This window comes from Streptomyces sp. CBMA29 (genome assembly GCF_014596445.1).
GTDB lineage: Bacteria > Actinomycetota > Actinomycetes > Streptomycetales > Streptomycetaceae > Actinacidiphila.
Genome location: NZ_MECL01000185.1, coordinates 19,459 through 32,905 on the forward strand (window position 1 = coordinate 19,459; position 13,447 = coordinate 32,905).

Sequence of the window (13,447 nt, forward strand, 5' to 3'; positions counted from 1 at the left end):
ACGTCGGCATCCGCCTGCCGGTGGGGGTGGGGGTGGGTCAGGGACCTGCGCCACATGGTCGTCCGGCCGCGTGGGTGTGAAACGGGTGGGGTTGTTCTGGGGTCTGGGGTGGGCGGGAGCCCGAGGGCTGCGTCCCCGACCGTCTACGCGGGCGAGGGGGGGAGGTGCGGGTCCCGCACGAACGGGGGTCCTGGCTGGGGGTGGGCCGGGGGCGTGACCGCTGGGGCGTTTGGGGAAGGGCCCAGCTCTCCGACCCGCCGGAAGACCCCCCCCACCCCCTCAGCCCCCACCGGACAGGCAGACGCCGACGGGCGAGGAGGGGACGGGCCGGGGTGCCCCCGCAGAAATACGTTGACAAGAAGCTCACCGGATACGAGGGGCCAGGTGATACGGATTTCGAGGAGGTACCCCGGACCGGCACCGACCAGGCACAAGCGGCACCCACAGACGAAAAAACACCCGCACGGGCGGGCGGGCGGGCGGGAAAAGCAAAGGACAAGAGGGCTAGCGACCAGGGGGGTTGGGGGCCAGGCGGGGGGCGCGGCGGGGCGGGGAGGGGGAGTTGAGGAGGATGAGGCGGGCCGCACGGTGCCGCTGGCCCGCGTATGGGGCGAGAAGGCCGAGCATGACCTCGTCAGAAGAGCGGCGCTCACCCGTGAGTGCGTACCCGACCCGATGCGGAAGGTGCAGGTCCCCGACCGTCACGGCATCGGCGGCCCCATGGCTGCGCTGAAGCGTCTCGGCAGCCGTCCATGGCCCGATCCCGGCCACCGACTGGAGCCGCGTGGCCGCCTCGCCCGGTGGTAGGGCGATGAGCCCTTCGAGACCGGAAGCGGCCCGGACGGCCCGCAGGACGGTGGAGGCACGCTTGTTGTCGACCCCCGCCCGGTGCCAGTCCCAGGACGGCACCAGCGCCCACCCCCGCGCGTCGGGCATGACGCGCATGCGCTCGGCGCCCGCGGGCCCCGGCGCGGCCTCCCCGTGGCGGTGGAGCAGAAGCCGCCAGGCCCGGTACGCCTCGGTGGTGGTGACCTTCTGTTCCAGGATGGAGGGGATCAGCGATTCGAGGACGAGCCCGGTACGGGTCAGCCGTAGACCGGGGTGGCGCCGGTGCGCGGCGTGCACGAGCCGGTGCCGGGGCGTGAACGCCGCCGGATCGTCGTCGGCGCCGAGCAGCGCGGGCAGCGCGTCGAGCAGCCACTGGCCGCCGGGCCCCCACGCGTGCGCCTCGATCGCGGCGGGACTGCCGGTCAGGCGCAGGGTGCCCGCGCCGTCGGGCGTGCGGCTGGCCCGCCAGACGGTGCCGTCCGGGGCGATCCGGAAGGCGGGGTCGCCGTAACCGCGGCAGAGCGGGTTGAGGGTGAGGCGGATGTCGAGCGGCCCGGTGGGCGACCAGGACAGGGTACGCGGAGCCGCGGGAGCCGCCGATGACACCGACACCGCACAGGCGGCAGTGGCGGTGGCGGTGGCGGAAGCGGGTCGAGGTCGCGGGATGGGCACCCGGCGAGCGTATCCGCCCCCTCCGACACACCCGCCGCCCCGCCCGCCCTACTGGTCCGACGAGAACCGCACCGCGCCCGCCGGAATCCTGGCTCCGCACCAGATCCGTACGCCGTCGCGCAGTTCGTTGTCGGGGCCGACGTGCGCGCCGTCGCCCACGACGGCGCCGTCGAGGACGGTGCGGGCGCCGATGACGGCGCCGGTGCCGACGAGCGAGTCGCGGATGACGGCGCCGGGCTCGACGGTGGCGCCGGACAGCACGGTGCTGCCGTCGACGCGGGCGCCGGCCCCGATGACGGCGCCCGTGGAGACGCAGGTGCCGCCGGAGAGCTTGGCGTCGGCGGCGACGTGGGCGCCGGTCAGGACGAGGTGGTCGCCGCCGAGACCGGCGACGGCGGGGGACGGCGCGTGGCCGAGTACGAGGTCGGCGGAGCCGCGGACGAACGCCTGCGGGGTGCCGAGGTCGAGCCAGTAGGTGGAGTCGACCATGCCCTGGAGGTGGGCGCCGGCGGCGAGCAGGTCGGGGAAGGTCTCGCGTTCGACGGAGACCGGCCGCCCGGCCGGAATGGTGTCGATGACCGAGCGGGTGAAGACGTAACACCCCGCGTTGATCTGGTCGGTGACGATCTCCTCCGGCGTCTGCGGCTTCTCCAGGAAGGCCGTGACGCGGCCGTCCGCGTCGGTGGGGACGAGGCCGAAGGCGCGCGGGTCGGCGACCTTGGTCAGGTGCAGCGAGATGTCGGCGCCGGTGGCGCGGTGGGTGCCGACGAGGGCGGGAATGTCGAGGCCGGTGAGGATGTCGCCGTTCAGGACCAGGACGGGGTCGCCGGGCGCGGAGTGCAGCCGGTGCGCGACGTTGCGGATGGCGCCGCCGGTGCCCAGCGGCTCGGTCTCGGTGACGTATTCGAGGTGCAGGCCGAGCGCGGAGCCGTCGCCGAAGTGCGGTTCGAAGACCTCGGCGAGGTAGGAGGTGGCGAGCACCACGTGCTCGACCCCGGCGGCCCTGGCCCGCGCGAGCTGGTGGGTGAGGAACGGGACTCCGGCCGCCGGGACCATCGGCTTCGGGGTGTGCACGGTCAGCGGCCTGAGCCGGGTGCCCTTGCCCCCGACCAGGAGGATCGCTTCGGTTGCCGCAGGGCTCTCCACGGGGCGCTCCGCGCTGACGGCGGAGGCGGGGTGTGCTCGCATGGCAAGCATAGTGACATAAGCCGTAAAGATGAGTATTCACGATCTGACGGACAGTCGGCCGAGCCGCCGCGCTGACACCCGTACGGACGAGCCGCGCCGCGCGAGGACGCCACGCGAGATCGCCGGACGAGAAACCGGCCCCCGCACCCGTACCCCTACGGGCACGGGCCGTCGTGATCGCTGGGGGTAGCCTGACACGCGTGACGCCGACCGCCAACACGCCCGACACGCCCAGCACTCCCCAGGGCCCCGCGACTCCCGCCGGACTGCTCGATGCCGCGCTGCGCGGTGATCCGGGCCGCCCGCTGGTCACCTTCTACGACGACGCGACGGGTGAGCGCGTCGAGTTGTCGGTGGCGACCTTCGGGAACTGGGTCGCGAAGACGGCGAATCTGCTCCAGGACGAGTTGGGCGCGCAGCCCGGCGACCGGCTGGCGCTGCTGCTGCCCGGGCACTGGCAGACGGCTGTGTGGGTGCTGGCCGGATTCTCGGCGGGCGTGGTCGTGGCGCCCGGCGGCGATCCGGCCGGCGCCGACCTGGTGGTCAGCGGCCCGGACACCCTGGACGCGGCGCGGGCCTGCGGCGGCGAGCGGGTCGCGCTCGCGCTCCGGCCGCTGGGCGGACGGTTCCCGCAGCCGCCCGCGGGCTTCGTCGACTACGCGGTGGAGGTGCCGAGCCAGGGCGACCGCTTCGCGCCGTACGCGCCGGTCGGCCCGGACGCGCCCGCGCTCGTACTGCCGGACGGCGCGGGCGTACTGACCGCGTCCGAGGTCGTCGCCAAGGCGCGCGCGTCGGCCGCCGCGCTCGGGCTCGACCGCGGCGGACGGCTGCTGTCGCCGCTTTCCTTCGACACGTGGGACGGGCTCGCGGCCGGGCTGCTCGCGCCGCTCGCCGCCGACGCCTCCGTGGTGCTCTGCCGCCACCTCGACCAGTTGCCCGAGGAGCGGTTGGCCAAGCGGAAGGACGCCGAGCGCGTCACCGTGTCCCTGTAGCGGTCGCTTGATCTCCGTAGCGGTCACGTTCCCGGCCTTGGCAGATGCCTCTGCCGTCACTTCCGTCACAGGTCGTCAACAGCTGTCTGTGGATTTCGGGTGCCCAGGCAACCAACTACCGTATTCGGCTGTCTGAACGAATGCCGGGCGGGTAATCGCAAGCCTGTCCCCGGTAACCGGTGACTTCCGAGAGACGGGCCCCGACGTGACCACGCCAGCAGAGCCTCCGCAGGGTGACTCCGTTCCCCCCGCCTCCGACGGCTCCGACGACGCGTCCGGCGCACAGAAGCCGCGGGCGGACGAGCCCGCCGAGCCGACGACCGAGGCAGAAGCAGAAGCGGAAGCGGGAGCGGAGACAGAAGCAGGGGTAGAGGCAGGGGCAGGGGCAGAAGCAGAAGCGGGGACGGCACCGGACGCCGCTACGGACACGGACACGGCTGCCGATACGGAGACGGATACGCCGTCGGCCGAAGGCCCCGCCGCCGCCCCGGCGGAGGAACCCGCCCACCCCAAGAACTGGCGCTGGCTGAAGGTCGTCGCCCTGTGCACCGCCGTACTCGTCCTGGCCTGTGCCGGCACCGGCTGGTACCTCTACCAGCGGCTCAACGGCAACATCACGACCGACACCGCGACCGAGAACGACCTGAAGGTGCACGCCTCGGAGCGCCCCACGCAGGGCCCGACGGAGGCCCAGAACATCCTGCTGATCGGATCGGACAACCGCGGGAACGGCAACAGCAAGTACGGCCAGGACAGCGGCACGCAGCGCTCGGACACCACGATCCTGCTGCACATATCCGCCGACCGGAAGAGCGCCACCGCCGTCAGCCTCCCGCGCGACCTGATGGCGCACGTGCCGAGTTGCACCCTGCCGAGCGGCAAGGAGGACCACGAGCGCTTCGAGCAGTTCAACTGGGCGTTCGAGTCGGGCGGCGCGGCCTGCACCATCCGTACGGTCGAGAAGATGACCGGCATCCGCGTCGACCATCACCTGATCGTGGACTTCAACGGCTTCAAGAAGATGGTCGAGGCGGTGAACGGCGTCGATGTGTGCCTGGCCAAGCCGGTGCACGACACGTACGCGCACCTCGACCTGCCCGCCGGACGGCAGACGCTCAACGGCGAGCAGGCGCTGGGATACGTACGCGCCCGGCACGGCATCGGCGACGGCAGCGACACCATGCGGATGGACCGGCAACAGGGGTTCCTCGGCTCGCTGTTGAAGAAGGTGAGCAGCAACGGCGTGCTGCTCAACCCCACCAAGCTCTACCCGCTGCTGTCGGCCGCCACCTCGTCGCTGACCGCCGACCCCGGCCTGGACTCGCTGAGCGAGCTGTACACCCTCGCCCACAGCCTCCAGCAGATACCGACCGAGAACGTGCACTTCCTGACCGTGCCGCGCGAGCAGTACGTCAACGACATCAACCGCGACCAACTCGTCCAGCCCGCCGCCGACACCCTCTTCAAGACGCTGCGCGACGACCAGCCGGTGAATGTGTCGGACAAGGCGCCGGACAGCGCAGACGGCGGCGGTGACAGCGGCGGTGACAGCGGAAGCAGTACGCGTACGCCCGGCACCCCGTCCGCGGGCACGTCGGCCCCGTCCACGTCCACGCCCACCCCCACGGGCCCCACCTACCGCGGGACGACCGCGGACCGCGACATCTGTGGCAAGAGCGGGTGAAATCCCGCTAAAGAGTCCACCTGGTCGGCAGGCGGGATCGGCAGCTTTGTCCGGTTGTAGGGGCGCTCGATTTGTCACGGGCGCGCATCGGCGCTGAACTGTGGGGCTAGTGTGAGCGATCCGGCCGATCCCGGATGGAGGACCCGAGCGACCGTGGACACGCAAGGCCGTAGGAACATCGACCCGGCGGACCAGTGGGTCCTGGACCCGGCGACCGGTACGTACCAGTTGCGACTGGAGCCGGACGCGGCGCCGAGGCCCACCGTGCCGGGGCAGAGCGGTCACCGCGACCCCTCCCCCGCACGGCAGGACCAGGACACCGGGCGCGGCCAAGGGCGCGACACCGGCCCCGCCGGAGACGACGGCGGAGACGGGACCGGGACCGGTGTCGGGACCGGGACCGGCCCGACGGACAGCCCCGCCCCGCCCCCCGGCGGCGGCCGGCGCGCGGCCCGCCTCGCGGCCAGGACCGGCGCCACGACCTCCACCACCGGCTCGGCGCGGCTGGGCGGCGGCTCGGCCGACGCGGCCACGCCGACCAGCCGTCGCAAGGCGAAGACGAAGAAATCCCGTAAGAAGAAGGCCCTGTTGTGGACCGCGGGCACGGTGAGCTTCGTGCTGGTGGCGGCCGGCGTCGGCGGATACCTCGTCTACCAGCACTTCAACAACAACATCACGACGGTGGACGTCGGCAACGCGGGCAGCAAGGACGTCACACACACCGGTCCGATGAACGTCCTGGTGATCGGCACGGACAGCCGGATCGGCCTGGGCAAGAAGTACGGCGACGCGGGCAGCGTGGGCCACGCGGACACCACGATCCTCTTCCATGTGTCGGCCGACCGCAGCAACGCGACCGCGATGAGCATCCCCCGCGACATCGTCACCTCCATCCCGGACTGCCCGACGAAGCAGAAGGACGGCAGCACCAAGACGGTCCCGGGCACGCCCGTGCGGCTCACCACGCCCAAGTTCAACGAGAGTCTGGGCGTGGACGGCCGCGACCCCGGCTGCACCATGCGCGCGGTGACGGCGATGACGGGGCTGCCGATCGACCACTTCATGATGGTCAACTTCGAGGCGGTGAAAGCCCTGTCGACGGCCGTCGGCGGTGTCGACGTCTGCCTCGCCCGGCCGCTGGTGGACCCGAAGTCCCATCTGAACCTGAGCGCGGGACCCCACAACATCCAGGGTGAGACAGCGCTGGAGTTCGTACGGACCCGGCACGCGCTCAAGAACCAGAGCGACCTGGACCGGATCAAGCTCCAGCAGAACTTCCTGAGCGCGATGATCCGGAAGATCAAGTCGAGCGGCACGCTGACCAACCCGACGAAGCTGTTCACGCTGGCGGACGCGGCCACCAAGGCGCTCACCGTGGACAGCGCGATCGGCAGCGTGAGCAAGCTCACCAGCCTGGCCAAGGACCTCAGCAAGGTGGACGAGAAGCACATCAGCTTCACCACCCTGCCGGTGATCGACAACCCGAACGAGAAGGTGCACGCCACCGTCGTCGTCGACCCGGTCAAGGCCCCGCAGCTCTTCGCGCTGATCAAGAACGACGTGTCGCTGACCGCGGTGAAGAAGCCGTCCGCCACGCCCGACCCCCGGCTGACCGGGCCGAAGGCGACCCCGCACGACACCCGCGTCAACGTGCTCAACGGCAGCGGGACCTTCGGCGCGGCGCAGAGCACCGTCAACTGGCTCCAGAACACCCAGGGCGTCAACCGCTCGGCGAACGGCGGCAACGCGCCCGCCACCGCCAAGACCGTCCTGGAGTACGCGCCGAACCAGGCCGACCAGGCGCGTTCGCTGGCCGCGATGATGGGGCTGCCCGCCTCCGCGCTGAAGCAGGGCACGACGGACGCGGCGCCGCTCGCGTACATGAAGCTGACCCTCGGCAAGGACTTCACCGCGCCCGGCACCCCGATCGGCCCGCCCACCGCGGCCCCCGCCGACCTCGCGAAGACCGAGGCCGCCGACACGGCGTGCGTGAAGTGACCTCGCGGATGCCACGGATGCCACGGATGCGGTGAACGCCGTGACCCTCGTAACCGCCGTGACCCTCGTAACCGCCGTGACCCTCGTGACCGCCGTCACTGTGTGACGTGATCCGGGCGGGCGCCGGAGCCCCGGCGTCCGCTAATTGAAGATCCCCGGGTGCAACTCCTTGCCGCTCACAGCCGTCTGACAGTGGGGCGACCCAGTATGACCCGGGTAGGACGGCGCGTCGGCGTGCACCGTCCGTACACCCCGCGCGAAGGCGCGCGGCCGGTCACCGTGATGACGATGCGCGCCACAGGGAGGTTCGGGATGCGCGACGGGACAGTGGGAGGGAACGGCTTCGGTACGGCACCCAACCCGGACCACCTGGGATGGGACGAGAGCCTGTACCGGGACGACGCCCGCTCCTACGCGCCCGGCGCGGATTCCGGTACGGACTCGGGTACGGGCTCGGACGCCGGTCCCGACTCCGGCCCCGACTCTTCCGACGGCGGGCAGGAGCCGCCCGAGCGAATACCGGGCCAGCGCGGCGCGGCGGGCGGTGGCGGTCACCGGCGCGGCGGCGCACGGCGGCGCACGAAGAGCCGTAAGCGCAGGGTCCTGAAGTGGGTGTCCATCGGCGCCGCGGTCGCGGTGCTCGGCTCCGCGGGCGCGGCCTACGGCTACTACGAGTACCTGGCGGGCAAGATCCGCAAGGGCGAGCGCGTCAGCGGCAGCTCGACCGTGGCGAAGACGAAGGCCAACGCCGCGGGCAAGACGGCGATGAACATCCTCATCCTGGGCTCCGACAGCCGCAACGACCCCGAGGACCTGAAACTCGGCGGCGCCAAGAACACCGTGGGCGACTCCGCCCGCGCCGACGTGATCATGATCGCGCACCTGTCCGCGGACCGCAGCAACATGTCCGTGGTCAGCATCCCGCGCGACACCCGCGTCAACATCCCGGCGTGCACCGACCCCAAGACGCACGCGAAGTTCGCGCCGACCAACGACATCATCAACGCGTCGCTCGGCCGCGGCGGCGCGGGCTGCACCCTGGCCACCGTGCAGAATCTGACCGGCGTCTACATCGACCACTGGCTGACCATCGACTTCTCCGGTGTGGTGAAGATGGCCGACGTCGTGGGCGGCGTCGAGGTCTGTGTGAAGCAGAATGTCGACGACCACTCGACCCCGGCCCAGCCCGGCGGCTCGCATCTGCACCTGAAGGCGGGCAAGCAGAAGATCTACGGCAAGACCGCGTTGCAGTGGCTGCGGACCCGGCACGCCTGGGGCAGTGACGCCGAGCGGGCCAAGGCGCAGCACATGTACATGAGCGCGCTGATCCGGCAGTTGCGCAGTCAGAACCTCTTCACCGACCCGGGCAAGCTCAACAAGATCGCGACCACCGCGATGGAGGCGTTCGAGGTCTCCAAGGAGATCGGCACCCCGAAGAAGCTGTACGACCTGGGCATGCAGCTCAAGACCGTGCCGTCGGACCGCATCACGATGCTGACGATGCCGCACGACGCGGACCCGAAGGCCCCGCTGGCGCACTACGTTCCGTCGGCGGACGCGCCCCAGGTGTGGTCGCTGCTGCGCAACGACGTGGCGATGGACGGCAACGGCAAGGCGAAGACCCCGGCGAGCGGGGCGCCTGCCACGACTCCTGCCACGACCGCGCCGCAGGGCCCGGCCGCCGCGGCCTCCGGCACCATCGCGGTCTCCGTGGTCAACGGCACGGCGGGCACCTCGGACGGCGTAGCCACGCCGAACCGCGCGGGCGGTATCGCCACCACGCTCAAGACCGCGGGCTTCACCAAGGCGGAGGCGAGCCAGCAGACCAAGCCGAGCCCCGGCACCACCCTCACGTATCCGACGGGCAGCGGTGACCAGGGCAGGGCCGATGCCACGGCGGTGGGCAAGGCGCTGAAGATCCCGGCGGGCAATGTGAAGGCGTCCGCGGACGTCGACACCATCACCTTGACCATCGGCGCGGACTGGAAGACCGGTACGGACTTCAGCAAGACGCTGCCGAAGAGCGGTTCCGTGCCGACGACGGCGGAGGCCGTGAACGGCGCGGACACGACCGGCTGCATGGAGGTGCTGCCGATCTACCGCTGGTAGCGGGTCGGTGGGAGAGGGCGGGACCGGCAGGTGGTACGACCGGCCCGCGCGGGGAGCGGCTTACGCCTCCGCGCGGGCCGTCTCCGTCTGCTGGCCGTCCTGCTGCCCGTGCTGTCCCTGCTGGCCGTCCTGCCCGTGCTGTCCCTGCTGCCCGTGCTGGCCGTCCTGCTGCGGCTCTCCGTCGCGCACCGCGGGGCGGCGGCTGGCGATCACCCGGCGGGCCAGCGAGCGCGGGCTGGTGAGGAAGCCGTAGCCCCAGCACATGTGCATGGTGGCCAGGGCGAGCGGGATACGGAGCCGGGCGCCGAAGGACAGGCCGCGGCCGGCCGGGAGCGAGCCGACGGTGATGGCGGCCACGTAAGCGGCGGGCACCAGCAGCGCCCACGGGGTGACGGCCGCGCCGACGACGATGCCCGCCACGTTGGCGAACAGGGCGACGGGGGCGGCCAGATAGCGCAGGTTGACCGAGCCGCGGTGGTAGCGGGTGACGACGCGGCGCCAGCGGCCGTAGTCCTTGTACTGCTTGGCGAGCGCGCGCACGGTGGGGCGCGGCCGGTAGGAGACGCGCAGTTCCGGCGAGAACCAGATGAGGTGGCCGGCCTCGCGGATGCGGTAGTTCAGCTCCCAGTCCTGGGCGCGGATGAACTCCACGTTGTAGCCGTCCTGCCGCTCCAGCACCTCGCGGCGGAAGACGCCGAGGTAGACGGTGTCGGCGGGGGCGGCGGCGCCTCCGGTGTGGAAGGCCGCGTTGCCGACGCCGATCTTCGACGTCATGGCGGCGGCGACCGCGCGCTCCCAGTCGTTCTCGCCCTCGGCGTGCATGATGCCGCCGACATTCGCCGCGCCCGTCTCGTCGAGGAGGCGGACGGCGGTGGCGATGTAGTCGGGCGAGAGCATGCCGTGCCCGTCGACGCGTACGACGACCGGGTGCCGGGACGCCTTGATCGCCGCGTTGAGCGCGGCGGGGGTGCGGCCGGTGGGGTTGGGCACCGTGTGGACCCGCGGGTCGGCGGCGGTCAACTCGGCGGCGATCGCGTCCGTACCGTCCGTGGACGGCCCCAGCGCGATGACGACCTCCAGCTCGCCCGGATAGTCCTGCTCCAGGATGTGCCGCACCGAGTCGCGCAGATGGCGCTCCTCGTTGAGCACCGGCATGATCACGGAGACTGCCGGGGGCGCGGGGTTCTGCGGCGCGGCGGCACGGGTGGCGGGGTCAGGAGCGGCGGCGTTCATCGCGGCAAACGTTACCGCTAATGGGGGACCCCAGCGCGTGGGGTCAAGACCTACTGTCCTATTTGTCCCTAGCCTGAACGGGTCCGCACGCCCCTGTCACCGCACGGAGGGATTCCCTGTGCCGCCCACCCGTGTGCCGCCCTCCCGAGGATCCTCCGCCCGCACGTCCACCACCCGCACGTCCTCCACCCGCACAGCCTCCGCGCGCCGACGCCCGCCGATCCGCTGGAGCACCCGGATCATCGGCGGCCTGGCCCTGCTGATCATCACCGCGAGCGGGGTGGGCCACGCCGTACTGAACGGGGTCAGCGGCGCGATCGACCGGGTGGACGCCTTCGGCGGGATGGAGGGGCGTCCCGACGGGTCCAAGGGCACCAACTTCCTGCTGGTCGGCACGGACGGCCGCGACGGCCTGGACCCGGCGGAAAAGAAGGCGTACCACCTGGGCGGCGCGCCCTGCCACTGCACCGACACGATCATGCTGGTGCACCTGTCGGAGGACCGTTCGCACGCGAGCATCGTGAGCATCCCGCGCGACACGTACGTACGGCTGCCGAATCAGCCCGCCGCGGGCGCGTCTCCCTCCGGCTCCCCGACGGCCACGACGGCCACGCCGGCCGCTTCCCCCACCGCCACGGCGTCCGGTTCCGCGAATGCCGCGCCCGCCGCCGACGCGCAGAGCCAGGCGCAGGCGGACACCCACCCGGCGAAGATCAACGAGGCGTACGCGGACGGCGGCCCGAAGCTGACCGTCCGTACCGTCGAGCAGATCACCGGTGTGCACATCGACCACTACCTGGAGGTCGACTTCACGAGCTTCATGAAGACGGTCGACGTCATCGGCGGCGTCCAGGTCTGCACGACACGCCCGCTGAAGGACTCCTACACCGGCCTCGACCTGCCCGTCGGCACCACGAAGCTGGACGGCGGACAGGCGCTCCAGTACGTACGCGCCCGGCATCTGGACGCGGCGGCGGATCTGGGGCGGATGCAGCGGCAGCAGCGGTTCGTGGCCCAGGTCATCCACAAGATCACCAGCGGCGGGACGCTGGCCAACCCGCTGGAACTGAGCCGGGTCGCCTCGACCGTGCTCGGCTCGGTGCGCGCCGACCAGAATCTCAAGGCGGACGACCTGATCGCGCTCGCGGAGGGCATGAAGGGCCTCACGGCCAGCTCGTCGGAGTTCGGCTCCGTGCCGCTGAGCGACACGAACTACTCCGTCCCGGGCGTCGGCTCCACCGTGAAGTGGGACACCGCCAAGGCCGGGAAGATGTGGGCGGCGATCCGCGCGGACCGGCCGCTGGCCGTGCACCGCAAGACGGCCAGGAAACACAAGGGCGTCAAGGTCGACGTGGACCCCGCGACCATCAAGGTCTCGGTCCAGAACGGCACCGACACCAGCGGGCTGGCCGCCGCCGCGCAGAAGGCGCTGGCCGCCACCGGTTTCGCGACCGTCGGCACCCCCGGGACGTCCGAGCATCCCAGCGCGCGGACCGTGATCCGCTACGACCCCCGGTGGGACCGCTCCGCGCAGTCCCTCGCCACCGCGCTGCCCGGCTCCGAACTGGTGGCCGCGCCCGGCCAGGGCAAGACGATGAAGGTGGTCCTCGGCTCGGACTACAAGGCGGTCACGCCGGTGACGGCGGACGACGGCGGGGCGTCGGGGACGATGGACTCCGCGCTGACGGGTGACGAGGTCGGGTGCTGATGCTGATCGGATCGGGTGCTGATCGGATCGACCGCTTAACGGCCTGACGGCCGGACGGCCGGGGTCCCGGGGTGCGCCCCGGGGCCCCGGCCGTCCGTCCGAACCGCCCCGGACAGGCCCTAGTCGTCCAGGCCCTCGGCCGCCCGGCGGCGGCGCAGTTCCACGATCGCGCGGCGGCGGGCCAGGCGGTGGGTGCGGCGGATCTGGGCCTCCTGCCAGCGGCGGCGGTCGCGGTCGGTCTCGGGCAGGACGGGCGGTACGTGCCGGGGCTTGCCCTCGACGTCGACCGCGACGAAGACGAGGTAGGCGCTGGCGACCTGCTTGGCGACGCCCGACTCGTTCCAGCGCTCGGCCATGACGCGGACGCCGACCTCCATGGAGGTGCGGCCGGTCCAGTTGACCTGGGCCTTCACAGCGAGGAGGTCACCGACCCTGACCGGTTCGAGGAAGATCATCTCGTCCATCGCGCCGGTGACGGCGGGGCCGCCCGAGTGCCGTCCCGCGACGGCGCCCGCCGCGTCGTCCACCAGCTTCATGACGACGCCGCCGTGGACGGTGCCCAGCAGATTGGTGTCGTGCGCGCTCATGATGTGCGAGAGCGTGATGCGGGACGCCGAGGTCGGCTTGCCCGGAAGCGCCGCTCCGTCGGGAGCGGGGACGTCGGGCGTGGCCAGGGCCTCGGGCGTCGCCAGGGCGTCAGGCGCGAGAGCCTCAGGCGTGGCCAGGGCCTCAGGGGCAGCCGGGCTCTCGGGGGTGGGGCGATCGATCATGACAGCAACCTTATGTCCGTTGCGAAACGGTCGCGGCCGGTGGCCGAATGCATCGGGTCTGCTACAGAACCGCCGTGGATTCCCGGTCGTCGCCCGAGGCCGGGCACACTTTCCAGCATGAACGGTTGGAGCGATGACACCGAGCAGCGCCGCGGCGCCGAGCCGCCGCTGCCCCCTGAACTGTCGCCGCGCCGGGCCGCCGCCGCGGGCGGGGTACCGCCGCAGCCCGTCCGACGTCCCGGCCCCGCGGGACCCGCGGGTCCCG

8 protein-coding genes and 1 pseudogene are annotated in these 13,447 nt (G+C 71.9%); 5 read left to right on the plus strand and 4 right to left on the minus strand.

The features are described 5' to 3' along the window. Window positions 1-504: 504 nt before the first annotated feature. Window positions 505-1,440, minus strand: a complete 936-nt coding sequence (locus BGM09_RS24600; protein ID WP_317452882.1) for a DNA-3-methyladenine glycosylase 2 family protein — start codon at window positions 1,438-1,440, stop codon at window positions 505-507. Window positions 1,441-1,548: 108 nt separating this feature from the next. After that, a complete protein-coding gene (locus BGM09_RS24605; protein ID WP_188283881.1) occupies window positions 1,549-2,688 on the minus strand; it encodes a sugar phosphate nucleotidyltransferase in 1,140 nt (379 codons plus the stop codon). Window positions 2,689-2,888: 200 nt separating this feature from the next. Here BGM09_RS24605 and BGM09_RS24610 point away from each other — a divergent pair, with 200 nt between their 5' ends. From BGM09_RS24610 to BGM09_RS24625, 4 genes are all read left to right on the plus strand, one after another. Continuing rightward, on the plus strand, window positions 2,889-3,680 hold the full coding sequence (locus tag BGM09_RS24610) for a TIGR03089 family protein (RefSeq protein ID WP_188283882.1): 792 nt from the start codon (window positions 2,889-2,891) through the stop codon (window positions 3,678-3,680). A 205-nt stretch (window positions 3,681-3,885) separates the two neighbouring features. After that, window positions 3,886-5,364, plus strand: a complete 1,479-nt coding sequence (locus BGM09_RS24615) for an LCP family protein (RefSeq protein WP_188283883.1) — start codon at window positions 3,886-3,888, stop codon at window positions 5,362-5,364. A gap of 153 nt (window positions 5,365-5,517) precedes the next feature. Further along, window positions 5,518-7,362, plus strand: coding sequence for an LCP family protein (locus BGM09_RS24620; RefSeq protein WP_188283884.1), 1,845 nt, complete (start codon window positions 5,518-5,520; stop codon window positions 7,360-7,362). 312 nt (window positions 7,363-7,674) lie between these two features. After that, window positions 7,675-9,471: an LCP family protein gene (locus BGM09_RS24625; RefSeq protein ID WP_188283885.1), complete on the plus strand. Its 1,797-nt coding sequence runs from the start codon at window positions 7,675-7,677 to the stop codon at window positions 9,469-9,471. Between the two features lie 186 nt (window positions 9,472-9,657). Here the strand turns inward: BGM09_RS24625 and BGM09_RS24630 are convergent. Continuing rightward, window positions 9,658-10,704 (minus strand): annotated as a pseudogene (locus BGM09_RS24630) (glycosyltransferase family 2 protein); the annotation flags it as partial. Between the two features lie 118 nt (window positions 10,705-10,822). Between BGM09_RS24630 and BGM09_RS24635 the strand changes: the two are divergent. Next, on the plus strand, window positions 10,823-12,412 hold the full coding sequence (locus BGM09_RS24635) for an LCP family protein (RefSeq protein WP_317452881.1): 1,590 nt from the start codon (window positions 10,823-10,825) through the stop codon (window positions 12,410-12,412). Window positions 12,413-12,531: 119 nt separating this feature from the next. Here the strand turns inward: BGM09_RS24635 and BGM09_RS24640 are convergent, their stop codons facing one another. Next, on the minus strand, window positions 12,532-12,999 hold the full coding sequence (locus BGM09_RS24640; RefSeq protein ID WP_223187544.1) for an acyl-CoA thioesterase: 468 nt from the start codon (window positions 12,997-12,999) through the stop codon (window positions 12,532-12,534). Window positions 13,000-13,447 lie beyond the last annotated feature (448 nt).